6 protein-coding genes are annotated in these 20732 nt (G+C 66.6%); all 6 read right to left on the bottom strand.

Features of this window, described 5'->3' with window-relative positions:
* The 6 genes from BST13_RS13285 to BST13_RS13260 all read right to left on the bottom strand — a co-directional run bounded on the left by BST13_RS13285 (position 1) and on the right by BST13_RS13260 (position 20723).
* Positions 1–576: a chorismate mutase gene (locus BST13_RS13285; protein ID WP_281254745.1), complete on the bottom strand. Its 576-nt coding sequence runs from the start codon at positions 574–576 to the stop codon at positions 1–3.
* Positions 569–1366, bottom strand: a complete 798-nt coding sequence (locus BST13_RS13280; protein ID WP_083164481.1) for a GAP family protein — start codon at positions 1364–1366, stop codon at positions 569–571. The genes BST13_RS13285 and BST13_RS13280 overlap by 8 nt, the downstream gene beginning before the upstream one ends.
* Before the next feature lie 3 nt (positions 1367–1369).
* Positions 1370–9061, bottom strand: coding sequence for a non-ribosomal peptide synthetase (locus tag BST13_RS13275; protein WP_083164480.1), 7692 nt, complete (start codon positions 9059–9061; stop codon positions 1370–1372).
* Entirely contained in the window at positions 9058–19386 is a 10329-nt protein-coding gene (locus tag BST13_RS13270; RefSeq protein WP_083164479.1) for a non-ribosomal peptide synthetase, read from the bottom strand. Before BST13_RS13270 ends, BST13_RS13275 begins: the two co-directional genes overlap by 4 nt.
* Before the next feature lie 25 nt (positions 19387–19411).
* Positions 19412–19642 (bottom strand): MbtH family protein, encoded by a 231-nt coding sequence (locus BST13_RS13265; RefSeq protein WP_029370308.1) that lies wholly within the window; start codon positions 19640–19642, stop codon positions 19412–19414.
* An 835-nt stretch (positions 19643–20477) separates the two neighbouring features.
* A complete protein-coding gene (locus BST13_RS13260; RefSeq protein WP_029370307.1) occupies positions 20478–20723 on the bottom strand; it encodes a hypothetical protein in 246 nt (81 codons plus the stop codon).
* Positions 20724–20732: the final 9 nt, after the last annotated feature.

Genomic DNA, 20732 nt, shown 5'->3' with positions numbered 1-20732 from the left:
TCACGGGCAATACGTATGCGTGGCGTACGCCAGGGCGGACTGATACACCGGGTCGAGCGCCCGGGAAGCGGTCACGGCACTCAGCGCGGCGTCGCGGTCCACTGCGCAGGACGGTGAATGAAGGTCATCCCACTGTGCGGCCATCTCCCGCACCATGGTCTGGTTGAGCCGGTCGATCGTCGTCCGCGTCTCGGACAGGTCCGGCGCGCTCGCAGGCACCGCACCGGGGTCGATCTTCCACTGCGCGAACCGCGTGTACTCGACCGAGCTCGTCGCGTCGATCTGGTTGCGAAAAATACTGCCCACGTAGCCCGGATCGATGTGGGCGGCTGCAGCCGCCGCCGTCACGGCGTCGATCACCTGCTGTTCACGCTTCGGGTCGTCGACGGCGCCGCCGGTGCGGTACTTGTACGCGGCGACGGCGTCAGCGGTCTGTAGGCGCTGTGCTGCCGCGTCGATCAGTGGGAGCAGCGGACTTTCCGGATCGGCGCGCACCGCCGGTGCACCCGCGGTGCCGCAGACCCCGACGACGACCGCCGTGCCGGCGACCCACGCGGGGATCCGCGTCTTACGCAAGGCCCACGCCCGTGAGCACCTGCCAGATCCCCACCAGACCGAGCAGGACGATCAGTATCTGCGTGCGGTGCAGCAACGCCCACCCATGCACCATCTCCAGCACCGCATGGGTCTTGGCAGGGACGATCGCATAACTGAGCAGCGCGACCTCGAAAACCACGAGCATCACTGCGACGAACACGAGGACCGCGACCAGCTGGGTGACGATCGGAGTTCCCGACGCGACGATGACCGTGCTGATCAAGAGGATGAACGGGGGTGGCAGCACATAGATCAGGGACAGCGCCATCGATACCCACAGCGCTCCGCTGTCCCACTCTTCGCGCGCTCGCCCCATCAACCGCACGACCGGGGAAGCCACCGCATGCAGCGCGGACCTGATAGGCCTCGGCCTGCGCGCATCGATGTCCGGCTCGTCCGATTCCAAGACCAGCACCGTGGATTCACCACGGCCGGCGGTGGACGCAGCGACCCGGGGCCGCACGCGGCTGCGCACCGCCAGGAACGCGGCGATACCCAGCGCGAGCACTCCCGTGCACAGTGCGAGGGGCTGGATCCCCGATTCAGGGTCGCGCGTGGACAGTCCGTGTGCGAACGCCGCGAATGACGGGACGCTGTGCAGCGCTGTCACCGCACCCCCCAGCGCCACCACGTTCACAACCACACAGGCTACCCAGAACGCGAACAGATTCTGCTCCGGCCGAGGCCGTGAGATCACCAGCACGATGCCACCCAACAGCATCGGGTTCAATGCCACCAACAGCGCCCAGCCGAGAATTTGGCTCCACATCGGTCAGAGCAATCCGAGCTGCTGCAGGTCGGTGACGTACTTGACGATCACCGGCGCCGAGACGTGCGGAATGTCGTTTGCCTTACCAATATTCGCCGCCCGCACCGCTTCGTGGAAGCGGTGCGCAGGGGCATACGAGCCGCGGGTCGGTGCCGGTGGTTGCAGATCATCGGTGTGCTGTCGCAGCACCGTCAGCATCTGCAGCACCGAGTTCTGCCGCTGCTGTTCGGGCAACGCGCGCAGACCGTCTTCGAACCGCTGCAACCACTCGCCGAAGTCGGCGACCCGTTCGATCGGATAGCCGGCCTCGACGAGCCAGTCGACGTAGGTGTCGATGCCGATGCCGTCGTCGTGCGGGTTCATCACGTGATACGTCTCGAACTGCGCCGACGCCGACCGGGCTACCTGCCAACCCAGCGTGATGATCGCCTCCGCGACGAAATCGACGGGCAGACCGTCGAAGTGGGCCCGTTGACGGGTGCCTCCGTCGCCGAGTTGGTAGAACGACTGGGGCGCCAAACCGGTGGCCACGATGCTCAGCACCATGCGGGTCACCGTGTCCGACACGTTCAGCTGGCCCGCGTAGGTCGGCTCGGCCATGATCATGCCCGACCGGAACACCGCGACGGGAAGTCCACACAGGTCGTGGGCTTCGCGCAGCAGCACCTCGCCCGCCCACTTGCTGTTGCCGTAGCCGTTGGCGTAACTGGCGTCGACCGTACGAGTGGCGCTGATCTGCCGGATGTCGGCGTCCTCGGTGAACAGCGAGGGTTCGATCTGACGTCCGACATCCGACGTGGACACGAAGGTGTACGGCTTGAGCTTGGTGGTGAGCGCGAACCTGATCAGCTCGGCGGTACCGATGACGTTGGGTCCGAACAACTCCCAGTATGGCAGCACGCTGTTGACGAACGCCGCGGAGTCGACGATCAGGTCGACGCGTTCGGCCAGCTCGTGCCATCTCTGCTCGTCCAACCCGAGATTCGGTTCACCCTTGTCTCCGGCGATGACCTGCAGGCGCTCGGCCGCCAGTTCCTTGAAGTGCTTGCGCAGGACGGGGTCGGTGTCGAAGGTCGCCTCGAGGCGACGACGCGCATCCTCGTCCGACTTGCCCCGGACCAGGCAGATCACCGTGTCGTCGACACGACGCAGCCGCTTGAGCCAGTCCAGCAGCAGATAGCGGCCCAGGAATCCGGTGGCCCCGGTCAGCAGCACGGTCTGCACGTGTCCGTCCGGACGCGGCAGCGTGGGAGCTGTCCTCAAGGTCGTGCTGTCGATGAACTTGTTCAGCGTCAGATCCCGCGCGTGGACCTCACCGCTACCGGTGCTGCCGTGCACGGACGCGAAGCTGACACCACCGACACCCGGCGCCGTGTCCGCTTCGTCGGCGCTGTCGAGCTGATGGCTCAGCGACCGCACCGTCGGCGCCTCGAACAGGGTTCGGACCGCGAGTTGCGCGTCGAGGGCCGTGTTGATCGCCGCGATCACCCGCATCGCGGAGATGGAATCGCCGCCGAGGTCGAAGAACGAGTCTTCGACGCCGACCCGGTCCACACCCAACACGTGGGCATAGATGCCTGCGATGGTTTCCTCGACCGGGTTCGCTGGTGCCTTGTAGGTGCCTGCGGCACTGCGGTATTCAGGGGCAGGCAGCGCACGGCGATCGAGCTTGCCGTTGACCGTCAAGGGCAGCGCGGGCACCACCACGATGGCCGCCGGGATCATGTAGGTGGGCAGGCGCTGAGCCAATGCACCACGCAGTGCGGCCGGGTCTGCTGATCCGGTGACGTAACCGACCAGGCGCTTGTCGCCAGGACGGTCTTCCCGCGCGATCACCGCTGCCTGCTCGACGCCTTCCAGGTCGGCGAGCGCAGCCTGGATCTCGCCGAGTTCGATGCGGTACCCGCGAATCTTGACCTGCTCGTCGGCGCGGCCGAGATACTGCAACTGCCCGTCGGGACCCCATTGCACGAGGTCGCCGGTGCGGTACATCCGGTCTCCGGGCTGGCCGAACGGGCATGCCACGAACCGCGACGCCGACAATCCGGCGCGGTTCACATACCCCAGGCCCAGGCCCCGACCAGCCAGGTACAGCTCGCCGACCACGCCGGCCGGTACGGGCCGCAACCATTCGTCGAGCACGAACGTGGCACCGGTCGGCACCGGCGAACCGATCGGCACGACCGGTCCCGACGACTTCTTGAGCGGAGCGCTGATCGCCGCGTAGATCGTCGCCTCGGTCGGGCCGTAGGCGTTGAGCATCACCCGCCCGGTCGCCCACCGATCGACGACCTCGGTCGGGCAGGCCTCACCAGCCACGACCAACGCTGTGTTCTCCAGTCCTTCCGGCGACAACATGCCGACCGCGGAAGGTGTCTGGTACAGCACGGTGACCTGTTCGGCGATCAACAGCTTGTGCAGGTCGTCGGGCGCACCCGCGATGTGCTCGGGCACGATCACCAGCCGGGAACCGTGCAGCAGCGCGCCCCAGATCTCCCACACCGAGACGTCGAAGACCAGCGAATGCCATTGCGACCACACCTGTCCCGGGCCGGCAGGCATGTCGGGATGCAACTTCTCCAGCACCTGGGTGACGTTGCTGTGCGTGATCGCGACGCCCTTGGGCACGCCCGTCGTCCCCGACGTGTAGATCGTGTACGCGATGTCGTCGGGGGAAGGCGGCAGCAGCGTGGTGCTCGGGTAGATCGCGGTCGCGGGATCGTCGGGATCGTCGACCTCGACGACCAGCAGATCGGAATTCTCCAGCCGCGGACGCAGATCCGCGGTCGTGACCGCAGCGATCGGCTTGGCGTCGGCGAGCATGAACTCCAACCGCGAGGTCGGCACGGACGGGTCGATCGGCAGGTACGCCGCGCCCGTCTTGAGCACCGCCAGGATCGCGACGATGGCTTCGTCCGACCGCGGCACCAGCAGGGCCACCGACTCCCCCGGACCCGCGCCGTAGACCGCCAGCAGGTTCGCCAGCCGGTTGGCATCCTCGTCGAGTTCGCCATAGGTCAGGGAGCGACCGTCGAACGTCACCGCGATGGCCCCCGGGTCACGGTCCACCTGCTCGGAGAACCGCTCCGGAATCGACTTCGACGCAGTCACGGGCTGCGACAACAACGCGCGGTTGCCCCACGTGTCGATGACGGCGCGTTCGCCCGGCTCGACCACGTCCATCGACGACAGCCGCCTGGTGGGATCGGCCGTCATGGTCTCAAGCACCCGCTGGAACCGCTCGACGAGCGCCTCGATGGCGGCCACGTCGAACGCCTCGGCGTCGAACTCGACGCGCAGACCCAGTTCATGCCCCGGCAGGGCCATCACCGACAGCGGGTAGTGGTTGTACTCGCGGTTGTTGAACTCGGTGACCGCCAGCTCGTGCACACCCGCGAAGGCGCTGGTGTCGATCGGATAGCTCTCGTACAGGAACAGCGTGTCGAACAGTTGGTCGTGTCCCGCGACGTGATGAATCTCGTTGAGCGCCAAGTGCTCGTGCTCGATGGTGTCGTTGTGGTGCTGCTGCAACTGGTCGAGCAGATCGGCGACGGTGGTGGTCGCGGTGGTATGCGCCCGCACCGGCACGGTATTGATCAGCAGGCCCACGATGGACTCGGAGCCTGCCAATTCCGCAGGACGGCCGGAGACCGCAGTGCCGAATGCCACGTCACGTTGCCCCGTCAAGGCCATGAGCAGCTGAGCCCACGCCGCCTGCAGCACGGTGTTCACCGTCGTGTGGCATGAACGAGCCAGTTCGCCAAGGGCTTTCGTGGTCTCGGCCGACAATCGGTAGGACTCGACACCACGTGGCCCGCCCTGGCCCGGCGGTGCGACCAGGGTGGGCGTGGTGAACCCGTCCAACACCTCGCGCCACGCCGCCCGGGCAGCTTCACGATCCTGACGGCCCAGCCAGCTGACGAAGCTGCGGTACGACGGCGCAGCGGGCAGCCGATGACCGAAGTACCCGGCGAAGATCTCCTGCAGCAGGATCGGCAGTGACCACCCGTCGATCACGATGTGGTGGAAGGTCAGCACGAAGCGGTGCTGATTGCCCGAGGTGCGGATCAACGTGGCGCGGAACGTCGGCCGTTCCACCAGATCGCACACCGCGGCGCGTTCCGCAGTGCAGAGGCGCTCGATCTCGTCGTCCGGGGTCAGGTCGTCGCCCCTCAGATCGAGGTAGCGCCAGGCGATCACCGGGTCGGCAGGGATGATCTGCACGGCCTCGTCGGCCAGTTCGCAGAATCGGGCCGCGAGGTTCGGGTGACGCGCGACGACCGCGTGCACGGCGTCGCGCAGGCGATGCTGGTCGAGGACACCGGTCACGGTGATGTCCAACTGCACTGCGTAGACATCGTTCTCGGTGCCCCGCGCGATGGTCGAGTGGAAGAGCAGACCTTCCTGCACCGGGGTCAACGGCAGCACGTCTGCGATGGCGTGCCGCTGTGCCAGATCGTCGATCTGCTCCTGGCTCAACCGCGCCGGGAGCAGATCGGACGGCGTGAACCCGCCTCCGCCGTTGCGCACGTGAGCGCAGATGCCCGCCAGCGCTTCGAACCACAGTCGACTCAGTCGGTCGGCCTGGGCCTGGTCCATGGCCGAAGGCGCCCAGGTCCAACCCGCTTGCAGCCGGGGTCCGGAGTCGGAATCCACTGTGCCCGCGTTGAGTTCGACGGTGTGCATCAGCGGCATCGCCACCGCCGAGGCCGCACCGGTGAGTGTCAACGCGTCCTGGTCGATGCGCCACAGCTCGTCGGACAGGTCGCCCGCACCGGCACCGAGGCGTCCCAGGTAGTTGAAGCCGATGGTCGGATCCAGCCCGTCGATGTCCACATCGGGGTTCAGGTACCGCAGCAGGCCGTAGGTGACGCCGTCGGGCAGCGCACGCAGTTGTTCCTTGGCGGACTTGATGATCGGGCCCAGCGCGGCATCGCCTGCGGTCACCTGCTGCCATGACAGCTCGCCCACGGCGAGCGCGACGGGGTACTTGCTGGTGAACCAGCCCACGGTGCGGGACAAGTCGACATCGGATGTGAGGTCTTCGACCCGGCCGTGACCCTCGACGTCGATACCGATCGGCGCGGCGCCCGTTCCCAGGTATTCCGCCCAGGCCAGGCCGAACGCGATCAGCAGGATGTCTTGCACGCCTGCATGGAATGCCGCGGGCACCTCGGCGAGCAGTTGCTTCGTGGTGTCGGCGTCGAGCGAGACCGACAGTTGGCCTGCATTGGCGTAGGTGTCGATGTCCGGTTGGACGGCGGGCAACGCGGCCGGGGTCTGTGCCACCCGGCGCCACGTGGCGGCGAGTTCCACCACGGCACTGTCGCGCGCATGGTCTGCCAGCAGCGCCGTCCACCGGGCGAACGACGTACCGCCCGAAGGCAATTCGATCTGCTGGCCGCTGTGATGCTGCGCCCACGCGATATTCAGGTCTTCCAGCAGAATTCGCCACGACACACCGTCGACGGCGAGGTGATGGATCATCAGCACCAGCTGCCGCGCGTCCGCCGCCCACACCGCGCTGACCATGGCCCCGGTCGCCGGGTTCAGCCGGGACCGCGCCTCGATCAACGCATCGTCGGACAGCGCCTCCACGGTGCGCAGGCACGAGCGTGCGGCGACCGCACCCTGGTCAGGAACCAGCAGGGACCAGTCGCCGTCCACGATCGGCGCCTGCATCCGCAACGTTGCGTGTCGGTCCAGCAGGGCCTGCAGCACGACGAGCACGTCGGCTTCGGTGACCCCGTCGGGGGCCTGCAGCACCAAGGTCTGGTTGAACTGGTCGACCGGGCCCTGCACCGTCTGCAGCCACCGCATGATCGGGGTGGCCACCACCGGGCCGATACCGTCGTCGACCACGGTCGACTCGGCGTCGGTGAACCTCGAGACCTGAGCCAACCTGCTCACGGTCTGCTCGACGAAGATGTCACGCGGGCGGCACGACACACCCGCTGCACGGGCGCGCGCCACCACCTGCATCGACAGGATGCTGTCGCCGCCCAGATCGAAGAACGAATCGTCGACGCCGACGCGGTCCTGTCCGAGCACCTGGGCGTAGATCTCGGCGAGAATCTCCTCGACCGGGGTCGACGGGGCCCGGTAGTCGCTGCCATTGCTGCGGTACTCCGGGGCAGGCAGCGCGCGCCTGTCGAGTTTTCCGTTGACGGTCAACGGAATCGACTCGATGGTCACGATGGCGGCAGGCACCATGTAGGTGGGCAGGCGTTGGGCCAGTTCGGCCCGCAACGCGGTGGGATCGGCGGTGCCGGTGATGTACCCGACGAGCCGCTTGTCACCGGGACGGTCCTCCCGCGCGATCACGACCGCCTGATCCACGCCGTCGAGCCGGGCCAGGGCAGCCTGTACCTCGCCGAGTTCGATGCGGTACCCGCGGATCTTGACCTGCTCATCGGAGCGGCCCAGGTACTGCAGCTGCCCGTCATCACCCCAGCGCACCAGGTCACCGGTGCGGTACATCCGATCGCCCGGCTTGCCGAACGGGCAGGCAATGAATCGGGATGCGGTCAACCCGGGACGACGCGAATATCCCGTCGCCACACCGGTTCCGGCCACGTACAGCTCGCCGACCACACCCTCGGGCGCGGGTCGCAGCCACTGGTCGAGCACGAACAGAGCCGCGCCGGGTACCGGCGATCCGATCGGGGCCGCCCCTGATCCCGCCTTCAGCGGTTTGCTCATCGCCGCGTAGATCGTCGCCTCGGTCGGGCCGTACGCGTTGATCATCACCCGCCCGGGTGTCGCCCACCGGTCGACCAGCTCCGTCGGGCACGCTTCGCCGGCCACGACCAGCGTCGTCGAATCCAGGTGCTCCGGCGACAACATGCCTGCCGCCGAAGGGGTTTGGCAGAGCACGGTCACCTTTTCGGAGACCAGCAGCTTGTGCAGATCCTCGGGTGAGCTCGCGATCGATTCGGGTACCACCACCAGGCGGCCGCCGCGGAGCAGCGCGCCCCAGATCTCCCAGACCGATACGTCGAAGACCAGCGAATGCCACTGGGACCACACCTGACCCGGGCCCGAAGGCAGGTCGGCGTGCAGTCCGTCGACCAGCTGAGTCACGTTGTTGTGGGTGACCGCAACCGCTTTCGGGACGCCGGTGGTGCCGGACGTGTAGGTCATGTACGCCAGATCGTCGGGTTTCGGGCCCGGCAGCGCGGTGCTCGGCCTGCTGTCGACGGCAGGATCGTCGATGTCGAGCACCGGGACATCGGTGCCGTTCAGACGCGTCCGCAGATCCGCGGTGGTCAAGGCCGCCACCGGCAGCGCATCCGACATCATGAACTCGATGCGGGCATCGGGATGTGCGGGGTCTATCGGCAGATACGCCGCGCCGGTCTTGAGCACCGCCAGGATTGCCACGATCGCCTGCCCCGAACGCGGGAGCAGCAGCGCAACGGTCTCGCCCGGGCCCGCGCCGTGGTCGGCCAGCAGGTGCGCCAACCGATTGGTGGCCTCGTTCAGCTCGCGATATGTCCACGACCGGTCACCGCTGACGAGCGCAACCGCTTGCGGCGCGCGAACTGCTTGACGGGAGAACAGGGTCGGAATCGACACCGGCGTGCGCGCGGGCCCGGTGAGCACGGCCCGGTTGCCCCATTCGTCGAGTTGATCGTGCTCACCGTCGTCGAGTAGATCGAACGACAACAACGTGCGACTGGAGTCGATGCTCATGACTGCTCCCTCGTCTCTGCGGTCATGGCCACCAGTACCCGTCGTAACCGGTTTACCAACCTGCCGATGCGGGCCGCGTCGAAGACGTCAGTGTCAAATTCGACGCGAAGGCCCAGTTCATGACCCGGAACGGCTTGCACCGAAAGCGGGTAATGGTTGTATTCGCGATTGGCGAAGTCAGTGATGGCCAATTCGTGCACGCCCAGCAATGCAGCCGTGTCGATCGGGTAGTTCTCGTAGACGAAAACCGTGTCGAACAGCTGGTCATGGCCAGTCGCGCGGTGCACCTCGGCCAGGGCGAGGTGCTGATGGTCCAGGGTATCGGTGTACGCCCCCTGCAGTTGGTCGAGCAGGCTGGCGATGGTCGTCGCAGGTGTGATCGTCGCCCGCACCGGCACCGTGTTGATCAGCAGACCCACCATCGAGTCGGCGCCGGCCAGGTCGGCGGGCCGACCGGAAACCGCTGTGCCGAAAGCGACGTCGTGCTGACCGGTCAGCCACATCAGCAACTGGGCCCACGCGGCCTGCAGCACCGTGCTGACGGTGGTGTGGCACGAACGCGCCAGATCGGCGAGGGCCTTGGTGGTCTCGGCATCGACCTGGAAAGACTCGACGCCACGCCGCCCGAGGGACAGCCGGCCGGGCGGACCGATCAGCGTCGGAGTGTCGAACCCGGCGAACACCCGGCGCCACGCCTCCCTGGCGGCCGCGTTGTCCTGATCGGACAGCCAGCTGACGAACCTCCGGTACGGCACCGGGGCGGGCAGCCGCGCACCGAAGTAGCCGGCGAAGATCTCTTGCAGCAGGATCGGTTTCGACCAACCGTCGAGCACGATGTGGTGGTTGGTGAGGATGAACCGGTAGCGGTCGACCGCGGTGCGGATCAGGGCGGCCCGGAACGGCGGCTTGTTCGCCAGATCGCACACCGCCGCACGTTCCGCGGCCGACAGCCGGGCGATCTGCCCGTCGACATCGGCATTCTCGGCCAGTTCGACGTATTGCCACGCCAGTTCGGGATCGGCCGAGAGCAGCTGCACCGGCTCACCGAAATCTTCGAAGAACCGGGCCACCACGTTCGGGCGGCGCCTCAGCACGTCATGCACGGCATCGCGCAGCCGGTCGGGATCGACCGAACCGGTCATGCTGATGTCCAGCTGAACCGAATACAGGTCCTCGTGGCCCTGAGCAGCACCGGTGTGGAACAACAGTCCCTGCTGCAGCGGCGTCAGCGGCAGCACGTCGGTGATGTCGTAGCGCTGCTGCAGTTCATCGATCTGCTGCTGGTCCAGTCGCGCGGGCGCGACGTCGGACGGCGTCAACCCACCGCCACCGAGGCGCACATGCGCGCAGATCCCGGCCAATGCGTCGAACCACAGCTGGCTCAACCGGGTGACCTGCGCGTGGTCCAGTGCCGACAGCGCCCAGGTCCAGGTCGCGTGCAGGCGCGGACCGTCGTCGATGTCGTTGCCGCCGTCCAGGATTCCGGCGTTGAGCTCCACGGTGTGACCCAGTGGGGTCGGTACCGCCGTGGCTGCGGCGGTCACCGCCACGGCATCCTGATCGATCTGCCACAGCTCGTCGGACAGGTCGCCTGCGCCTGCGCCAAGGCGCCCGAGGTAGTTGAACCCGAGGGCCGGATCGGATCCGCCGAGTTCCACGTCCGGATTCAGGTAGCGCAGCAGACCATAGGTCAGGCCGTCGGGCAGAGCCCGCAGCTGCTCCTTGGCCGCCTTGATGACCGATCCGAGCGCAGTGTCACCGGAACACACCTGCTCCCAGGTCATTCCGCCGACTGCCAACGACACCGGGTACTTGGAGGTGAACCATCCGACCGTGCGGGACAGGTCGATGTGCGAGTCGGCGCCCGATCCGATCTCCTCGACGCGGCCGTGCCCCTCGACGTCGACACCGACCGGAGCGTCACCGGCACCGAGGAACTCGGTGGCGGCCAACCCGAACGCGATCAGCAGGATGTCTTGCACGCCTGCGTGAAACGCCGAGGGCACCTCGGTCAGCAACTGCTGGGTGGTCGCGGCATCCAGTTCCAGCGACAACTGCCCGGCGTTGGCGTAGGTGTCCAACGCGGGCTGCACGGCAGGCAACGCGGCCGGGGTGGCCGTGACCTGTCGCCAGGCGGCGGCCGTGCCGACGACCGCATCGGCCCGGGCGTGGTCATCGAGGACGCGCGCCCACCGCGCGAACGAGGTTCCCCCGCCCGGCAGCGCCACCTCCTGACCGCTGCGGTGCTGTGCCCACGCGATGTTCAAGTCTTCCAACAGGATTCGCCATGACACCGCATCGACCGCCAGATGGTGGACCATCAATGCCAAGCGCCTGGTCTCGGGCACCCACAGTGCGGTGAGCATGGCCCCGGCAGCGGGATCGAGCCGTGACCGCGCCGCCAGCAGCGCATCATCGGACAGTGCGTCCACGACGTGCAGGCAGGTGCCTGCATCGACCGAGCCGACCGCGGGAACGGACAGCGACCATTCGCCGGTCTCCGTTGTTTCGCTCGTCAGTCGCAGCATGCCGTGCCGATCCAGCAGGGCCTGCAGCACCACAACGACGTCGGCGTCGGTGACGCCCGCCGGGGCCTGCAGCACCACGGTCTGGTTGAACTGGTCGGTCGGGCCGTCGAGTTCGTGCAACCACCGCATGATCGGCGTGGCCACCACCGCGCCGGTGCCCTCGTCGACGACGGTCGACTCATTGTCGGCGAACGTCGCGACCCGGGCCAGCCTGCTGACGGTCTGCTCGACGAAGATGTCGCGCGGCCGGCAGATGAGGCCCGCCGCACGCGCCCGCGCGACCACCTGCATCGACGAAATGCTGTCCCCGCCAAGGTCGAAGAACGAGTCGTCGACGCCGACGCGCTCGACCCCGAGCACCTGGGCGTAGATGCCGCTGAGGATCTCCTCGATGGCGTTGACCGGCGCTCGGTACTGCTCGGCGTCCTGATACTCCGGTGCAGGCAGGGCCTTGGTGTCGAGTTTGCCGTTCACGGTCAGGGGCAGCGTGTCCAGCACCACCACCGCAGACGGCACCATGTACGTCGGGAGACGGTCGGACAGCGTCGCGCGCGCCGCAGTCGGATCGATCGTTCCCGGCGTCGTCTCGGTGACGTAACCCACCAGGCGCTTGTCGCCGGGCCGGTCCTCGCGAGCGATGACGGCCGCCTGGCCGACTCCGTCCAGACCGGCCAGCGCGGCATGTACTTCACCCAGCTCGATGCGGTAGCCGCGGATCTTGACCTGTTTGTCGGCACGTCCCACGTACCGCAGTTGCCCGTCGGCGCCCCACTGCACCAGGTCCCCGGTGCGGTACATCCGGGCACCGGGCGCGCCGAACGGGCACGCGACGAAGCGGGTCGACGACAGATCCGGACGGCCGATGTAACCGGCAGCCAATCCGGTGCCTGCGACGTACAACTCGCCGACCACCCCGACCGGGACCTGGCGCAGCCAACCGTCTAGGACGAAGAAAGCCAAGTGCTCCAACGGAACACCGATGGGGCTGACGCTATTGGCGAGGTCGCCGTCACTGATCTCGCGGAACGAGGCGTGCACCGTCGTCTCGGTGATGCCGTACATGTTGATCAGTCGCGGCATGCCTGGGTGGCTGCGCAACCACGGTGAAAGCCGTTGCGGTTCAAGCGCTTCCCCGCCGAAGACCACAGTCTGCAGTTTCAGCTGCTGTCCGAGTTCAGGCTGCAGGGTGTCGGCTGTCTGCAGCGCATAGAACGCCGAAGGCGTCTGGCTCAGCATGCTCACCTGTTCGGTGACCAGCAGGGCATGGAAATCTTCGGGTGAGCGGACGACCGCGTCCGGCACGATCAGCAGCCGGCCGCCGTAGAGCAGGGCGCCCCAGAGCTCCCACACCGAGTAGTCGAACGCCAACGAATGGCATTGCGTCCACACCTGTCCCAACGCCAGCTCGGCGTCCAGCGACTCCAGTAGCCGGGTCACGTTGCGGTGGGTGACCGCTACGCCCTTCGGTTTACCGGTGGTCCCCGAGGTGTAGATGATGTAGGCGATGTTGTCGGACGTCGGAGCCGGCAGCGCGGTCTGCGGCTGTCCGTCGACCACGGGGTCGTCGACGTCGATCACCGACATCTCGGGCAGCCCGGGCCCCGTGAGCCTGCCAAGCAGGTCCGCCGTGGTGACGGCCGCGATCGGTGCGGCATCGTTGAGCGTGAACTCGATACGGGCATCCGGGTGCGCCGGATCGATCGGCAGGTACGCCGCACCGGTCTTGAGCACCGCAAGGATGGCCACGACGGCCTCCTCGGTGCGGGGAAGCAGCAGGGCCACCCGCTCGCCCGGGCCGGCACCCCGGCTGGACAGCAAGTGCGCCAACCGGTTTGAGGCCTCGTCCAGCTCGCGGTAGGTCAATGACCGCCCGCTGCAGGTAATAGCGACGGCCTCCGGAGCACGCACCACCTGCTCGGCGAACAACGCCGGAATCGACGGCGAACCCGTCACCGGCTCGGCCAGCACTGCGCGGTTGCCCCACTGGTCGAGTTGATCGTGCTCGGTGGAATCGAGCACGTCGATGGAGGACACCCGTCGCGTGGGGTCGGCGACCATGGCCTCGAGCACGTGATGCATGCGCTTGACCAGGATGTCGACCGCCGCCTCGTCGAAAACCTCGGTGTCGAACTCGACGCGCAGGCCGAGTTCGTGACCGGGCATCGCCACCATGGACAGCGGGTAGTGGTTGTACTCGCGACTGGTGAAATCCGTGACGGCCAGGTCCTGCACACCGAGCAGCGCACCGGCGTCGATCGGGTAGTTCTCGTAGACGAACAGAGTGTCGAACAACCGGTCGTGGCCCGCGGCGCGATGGATTTCGGCCAGCGAGAGGTGCTCGTGCTCGACGGTGTCGTTGTGGGTGCGCTGCAGTTGGTCCAGCAGCTCGACGACGGTGGTGGTCGCGGTGATGGTCGCGCGGACCGGGACGGTGTTGATCAGCAGGCCCACAATCGATTCCGCGCCTGCGAGGTCGGCCGGACGACCGGACACCGCGGCGCCGAATGCGACGTCGTGCTGTCCGGTCAGCGATGCCAGCATCTGCGCCCATGCGGCCTGCAACACCGTATTGACAGTGGTGCGATGTGCCCGCGCGAGTTCGCCTAGGGCTTGGGTGATCTCGGCGGACACCCGATGCGACTGGACACCGCGCGGCCCCGCCTGGGTAGGCGGGGCGACGAGGGTCGGGGTGTCGAAACCGTCGAACACCTCGCGCCAGGTTGCCTGGGCGACATCGCGGTCCTGGGTGGCAAGCCAGCTGACGAAGTTCCGGTACGGCGTGGGCGCGGTCAGCCGCTGCCCGAAGTACCCGGCGAAGATCTCCTGTAGCAGCACCGGCAGCGACCATCCGTCGATCACGATGTGGTGCAGGGTCATCACGAGCCGATGGACATCGTCGCCGGTCCGGATGAGCGCAGCCCGGAACGTCGGTTGCCCGGCCAGGTCGCATACAGCGGTCCGCTCGGCGGCGCACAACTGATCGATCTGCTCATCGGAATCGAGTTCGACGTACTGCCAGGCGATCACCGGATCGACCGGAAGGACCTGTACGGGTTCGCCGAAGTCCTCGCAGAACCGCGGTGCGAGGTTCGGATGACGCTCGACCACCGCGTGCACGGCATCGCGCAGGCGTTGCGGGTCGAGGGTACCGGCCATCGTGATGCCGAGCTGAACGGCATAGACGTCGTCGCGGGAGTCCCCCGGATCTCCCGCGTCCTCCGCTGCGGCCTGGAAGCTGGCCTGGAACAGCAGCCCCTGCTGCAGCGGGGTCAACGGCAGCACGTCGGCGATTCGGTACTGCTGCTGCAGTTCGTCGATCTGCTGCTGAGTCAAGCGGGCCGGCGCGAGGTCGGACGGGGTGAGCCCACCGCCGCCGTGTTGCACGTGCGCACAGATACCCGCCAGGGCTTCGAACCACAACCGGCTCAGCCGGCCGACCTGCTCCTCGTCGAGCGCCGACGGCGCCCATGTCCAGTTGGCCTGCAGGCGCGGTCCGGTGTCGCCGTCCAACGTTCCCGCATTGAGTTCGACGGTGTGCGCCAACGGCATCGGCACCGCAGCGGCCACGTCCGTCATCGGCAGGCTCGCCGAATCGATACGCCACAGATCGCCCGCGAGGTCACCGGCCCCGGCACCGAGCCGCCCAAGGTAGTTGAAACCGATCGTCGGATCCGAACCGGCAAGCTCCACATCGGGATTGAGATAGCGAAGTAGCCCGTAGGTCAGGCCGTCCGGCAGGGCCCGGAGCTGTTCCTTGCCGTCCTTGACCACCGGGCCGAGAGCTGATTCACCCGCGGCGACCTGTGCCCAGGACATCCCACCGACAGCCAACGACACCGGGTATTTGGTGGTGAACCAGCCTACGGTCCGGGACAGGTCGATATCTCGGTCGACGGTGCCGCCCAGCTCTTCGACACGGCCGTGTCCCTCGACGTCGATACCGACCGGGGCCTTGCCCGTGCCGAGGAATTCCGCCCAGGCAAGCCCGAATGCGATCAGCAGAATATCTTGCACGCCTGCATGAAACGCCGCGGGAACCTCACCGAGCAGCAACCGTGTGGTGTCAGGATCCAGCTCGACGGATAGCCGGCCGGCCTCGGCGTGGGTGTCCGTGGTCGCGGGCAGCGCGGCCGGCGTCGTCAGAACCTGCTGCCAGGCGTCCGCCTGGCTCTCCACCTCCGAGGTGCGCGCATACTCCTCGAGCAGCGCCGACCATCGGACGAACGACGTGCCGCCGGCCGGCAACTCGACAGACTGCCCGCTGTGATGCTGAGCCCACGCGATGTTGAGGTCTTCCAACAGAATTCGCCAGGACACCCCGTCGACCGCCAGGTGGTGGACCACCAGTGCCAACTGCCCGGTCTCGGGCACCCACAGGGCGCTGAGCATATGCCCTGCCGCCGGATCCAGCTTGGCCCGGGCGGCGCGAATCGCGTCGTCGGTCAATGCGTCCACCGAATGCAGGACCAGGCTCGCCGTCTCCGGCACGGTCAGTGACCACTCGCCGTTCTGCTCGGTACCTGATTCGCTCGTCGCGGCGACCATCCGGAGCGTGGGATGCCTGTCGAGCAGGGCCTGCAGCACAACGGCCACGTCCGGTTCGGACACTCCGGCAGGCGCCTGCAGCACCAACGTCTGGTTGAACTCGTCCACCGAGCCGTCAATGGTGTTGAGCCACCGCATGATCGGCGTGGCCACCACCGAACCGATACCCTCGTCGACCACCGCCGCTTCGCCGCCGGTGACCTTGACGACCGAAGCCAGCCGGGCCACGGTCTGCTCGACGAAGATGTCACGCGGCCGGCACTGCAGGCCTGCGGCTCGGGCCCGGGCGACAACCTGCATCGACAGGATACTGTCGCCACCCAGGTCGAAGAACGGATCGTCGACTCCGACGCGGTCCTGTCCGAGGACCTGCGCGTAGATGTCGGCCAAGACCTCTTCGACCGCTGTGGTCGGTTCACGATAATCGCTTGCCGCACCTTGGTATTCCGGTGCGGGCAGGGCCCGGGTGTCCAACTTGTTGTTGGCCGTCAACGGCAACGAATCCAACACCACGACGGCAACGGGCACCATGTACGGCGGCAGTCGATCTGCCAATTGGGTCCGGACGCCCACCGGATCGGCTGTCCCGGTGATGTATCCGACCAGACGCTTGTCGCCGGGCCGGTCCTCACGCGCGATGACAACCGCGTTCTCGACGCCGTCGACGGCAGCCAGCGCAGCTTGGACCTCGCCGAGCTCGATGCGGTAGCCGCGGATCTTGACCTGTTCGTCGGCGCGGCCCAGGTACTCCAGCTGCCCGTCGTCGCCCCACCGGACCAGGTCTCCGGTCCGATACATGCGCGTGCCGGGCTCGCCGAACGGGCACGCCACGAAGCGGGAAGCCGTGAGGCCCGAGCGGCCCAGGTACCCACACGTCACACCGTCGCCCGCGACATACAGCTCGCCGACGACACCGGTGGGAACCGGCTGCATCCAGGTGTCCAGCACGAACAGTGCGGCCCCGGGGAGGGGCTTGCCGATGGGAACGGCCGCACCGGGCTTGAGCGCATCGCTGACCGTCACACAGATCGTGGTCTCGGTCGGGCCGTAGCCGTTGACCATCACGCGGGTGGCCGGAGACCATCGCTCCACTACCGAAGCGGGGCAGGCCTCGCCGACGACCACGAGCGCCGAGGACTGCAAACCCTCGGTCGGCAGCATGGCCACGGCGGACGGAGTCTGGGTGAACGCGTCGACCTTCTCGGCGACCAGCAGCGCGTGGAAGTCTTCCGGTGCGCCTGCCACCGCTTCTGGCACGACCACGAGTCGCCCGCCCCGCAGCAACGCATTGCCGATCTCCCACACCGAGGCGTCGAATGCCAGGGAATGGCACAGCGGCCAGACACCCGGATGCGGCAACCCGGACTCCAGCGCTGCCATCAACCGCGTCACGTTGTGATGGGTGACGGCCACGCCCTTCGGGGTTCCCGTGGTGCCCGACGTGTAGATGATGTATGCGATGTCATCGGGTGAGGGCCCCACCGGTGCGGTGGCGGGTTGCTCGGCTGCCGCGGGGTCGTCGATGTCGATGACGGTGACATCGTGCGCATGCAACCGAGACTTGGCCCCGGCGCTGGTGATCACGGCGATCGGTGCCGCGTCGGCCAGGATGAAATCGATGCGAGCCGCGGGAACGACGGGGTCGATGGGCACATAAGCCGCCCCGGTCTTGAGCACCGCCAAGATCGCGATCACGGCCTTGGCCGACCGCTCCGACAACAGCGCGACACGTTCACCCGGTCCGGCGCCGCGCCCCTTGAGCACGTGCGCCAGCCGATTGGCTGCCTCATCCAGTTCGCGATAGGTCAGCGTGTGACCCTCGAAAGTCAGTGCCGGCGCGTCGGGCGCGCGATTCACGTAGCGGTCGAACAGATCTGGAATCGACAGGTGGGGCAGATGCTCGTTGAGCGCCCCCTGATGGCCGATCTGCGCGAGCAGGTCGTGCTCATCGCTGCCGAGCAGATCGAGCGACGACAGCGGGCGATCCGGATCGGCGGCCATCGCCGTGACCACCCGCTGGATGCGCTGCGCCAGATCAGCGACTCCGAAATCCGCGAACGGCCGTCCCGCACCGGCTGTGCTGAGAAACAGTTGGTCGCTGGAGCCGATGAAGAAGAGACCGAAGTGGCCCATCGGACCGTGGTTGGTGTACGACACCGTCACCGGGGCACCGGCGAGATCCAACGTGAGACGCGCGGGGATGAAGTTCACCGCGACCCGGTTCGACGCATGCCGTGGACCGCCGCCTCCCGCCTCCAGGAGGTGGACGGGGTAGCGCTGATGTTGCAGCAGTTCCCGGATACGGATGTCGACGTGGCGGCAGAACTCCCCGACGGTCCAATCCGGCGGGGTGTTCAACACCAGCGGCGCGACGCCCGCGAGCATCGCAGGCAGAGTCTTCGATTCCGCGGTTACTCGCCGGCTGACCGGAAAGTCGAGCGCCACCTCAGAACTGTTGGCGGACCACGCGCGGACCAGAAGTGCGACCGCCGCGGTCGTCACCGAGTAGCGCCGGATGCGCAGGCTTTTGGACAGCTGCTTGATGTGGCCGACAACCGCCTGATCCACTTCCACGGATGCCGACGTCGTGTATGCGTCGTGTGCGCTGGCAGGAGTGGGAAGCCCGTAGTCGAGCCCGCCTTCGGCCGGCAGGTTGTTGCTCCAGTACGCCTCGTCGTCCAGGTACTCGCTGGATGACGTGTATGCCGTCTCGCAGTCGACCAGATCCTTCAGCGAACCAAAGTAGGCCGCGGGAATCGGTTCTCCCGCGACCAGTGCAGAATAAATTGTGGCAATTCGACGGCTGACCACCGCCATGCCCAAACCGTCAACCGATATATGGTGCCCGAGGCCGAACAAATAATATTCATTCGGCTGCGTGCGGAACAATGCGAATTTGACCAGCCGGCCCGTCAATGGCAAGGGCGTGTGCTGAATCGACGACGCAATTTCACGGACCTTCTGCACCGGATCGTCGGCATCCCGGACGTCATAAAAAGGAAGGTCGAGGTCCGAATAATCGAGTGCCTTCTGGACCACCTGGCCGTCGACTTCGAAGAACGCCGCCCTGGCGGGCTCTGCCTCGTCCATGGCTTGCCGGACCGCTCGCTCAAGAAGCTCGCGGTCGACCGATCCGTCGATTCGTCCTAAAAGGCCGAGCTGCCACTCCGTACCCGCAAGGCCGCTTTCATGTGAGAGCCAGATATCCAACTGACCGCGCGAAAGCGGCAATGCGCCGTCGTCTTGTTCCATTATTCGACTTCCCCACCCAGGCGGTTCAGCGCTCAAGAGCCCCGCCCTGCGCCAACCTCTCGCGCAGGCTCTTCGGCCGAATATCGGTCCAGTTTTGCTCGATGTAGTCAAGGCATGCAGCGCGGTCCGCCTCGCCGAATACCACCCGCCAACCAGCCGGCACGTCGGCAAACGCCGGCCACAGGCTGTGCTGCTCCTCGTCGTTGATCAAGACGAAAAAGCTTCCCTTGTCGTCATCGAATGGATTGATGCTCACGTTTCTCCATGGCTACTTAGGCGGACATCGCAAACATATCGCAAACATACGGCGGGCCGCATCGCGGCGTCTGAGGTTTCCCCGAAGTCCCGACGTACACGACCCCGACTAAACCCGCTCGCGCCCGGGCAAGGATTAGCTACAGCGCGCTGATCAGGCAGTTTGGCGAGGTCAAAGGTATTCACGGATGCGTCAGACTATTGCGAGTTTTGCAAGATTGTGAATGCATTGTGAGCTTCGCACAGCTGTCGGTACGACTATGCAGCAAATTTGCAATGCCATTGCAGTTCTGGCAAATAAACACCCGTGAGCCTTCGAAAGATGAATGCAAACAGGCCCGGTGCGCGAGATCTTGCCGCCACCGGGCACGAAGATAGCTGACATGTCGGCCGACGCGCGCTTTCACAAGCTCCAGATCGTTGTCTGCGGTAGCGGGTCATTGCGAGTATTGCTTGCGTACGCACAAAACTCGTCGCGTCAGCCGCTTCAGGTTCAGCACAACGGGAAATCGCCACCGCAGGAACGGATTCAGCAACATCGAGTGGCACAGTCATGGCATCGCGAAGAGGAGGGGCGCCGCCGCAGGCTGCCAACAAAGTCCCAGTAAATCGTGGTTGCGTGGCAACAGCACCGACGTGAAACCCCTCGCAGAACACCGCTTTCGCTGATGTGGCACATGTCACGCCCGGCAAGCACAAGACAGTGCAACGCGCCATCGTCACACGATGCGTCGCAGGCTTACGGCAGCGCCGCAGCCCGTAACGGAACGACGTACGCGCAGGTCAAGAACAGGCGTCGACGAAGAGAATCCGTGACGCCGTTGGCGCCGATGCAGCTACTCGTCGACCTCTTCAGCGCGGGCATGTGACCCTTCGATCGGCGACGACCCGGCGGGCATCACCATCAGGAACACCGGGATTCGCATTGTGACTCCCCCGGCGATCGGCATCCGGAGTGCGAACGACACGACCTCCAGTTCGAGCCGCCGCCCACGCTGGGTCTCCATCTCGAACCGCCCGGGCAGCCGCTTGGGTTCGGCAAGCCAATCCAGGCCACGTTCGATCGACTCGACCAGGTTCATGCGCCCGAC

This window comes from Mycobacterium aquaticum, assembly GCF_002086485.1.
In the GTDB taxonomy this organism is placed as follows: Bacteria; Actinomycetota; Actinomycetes; order Mycobacteriales; family Mycobacteriaceae; genus Mycobacterium; species Mycobacterium aquaticum.
Note: the sequence above shows the minus strand (reverse complement) of the source record. Positions and strands in the feature narration are given on the sequence as shown.

What these genes read in the sequence shown, in the direction of transcription:
- BST13_RS13270 (WP_083164479.1), bottom strand. Translation starts at nt 19,386, where the DNA reads ATGGAACAAGACGACGGCGCATTGCCGCTTTCGCGCGGTCAGTTGGAT.
- BST13_RS13280 (WP_083164481.1), bottom strand. Translation starts at nt 1,366, where the DNA reads ATGTGGAGCCAAATTCTCGGCTGGGCGCTGTTGGTGGCATTGAACCCG.
- BST13_RS13275 (WP_083164480.1), bottom strand. Translation starts at nt 9,061, where the DNA reads ATGAGCATCGACTCCAGTCGCACGTTGTTGTCGTTCGATCTACTCGAC.
- BST13_RS13260 (WP_029370307.1), bottom strand. Translation starts at nt 20,723, where the DNA reads ATGAACCTGGTCGAGTCGATCGAACGTGGCCTGGATTGGCTTGCCGAA.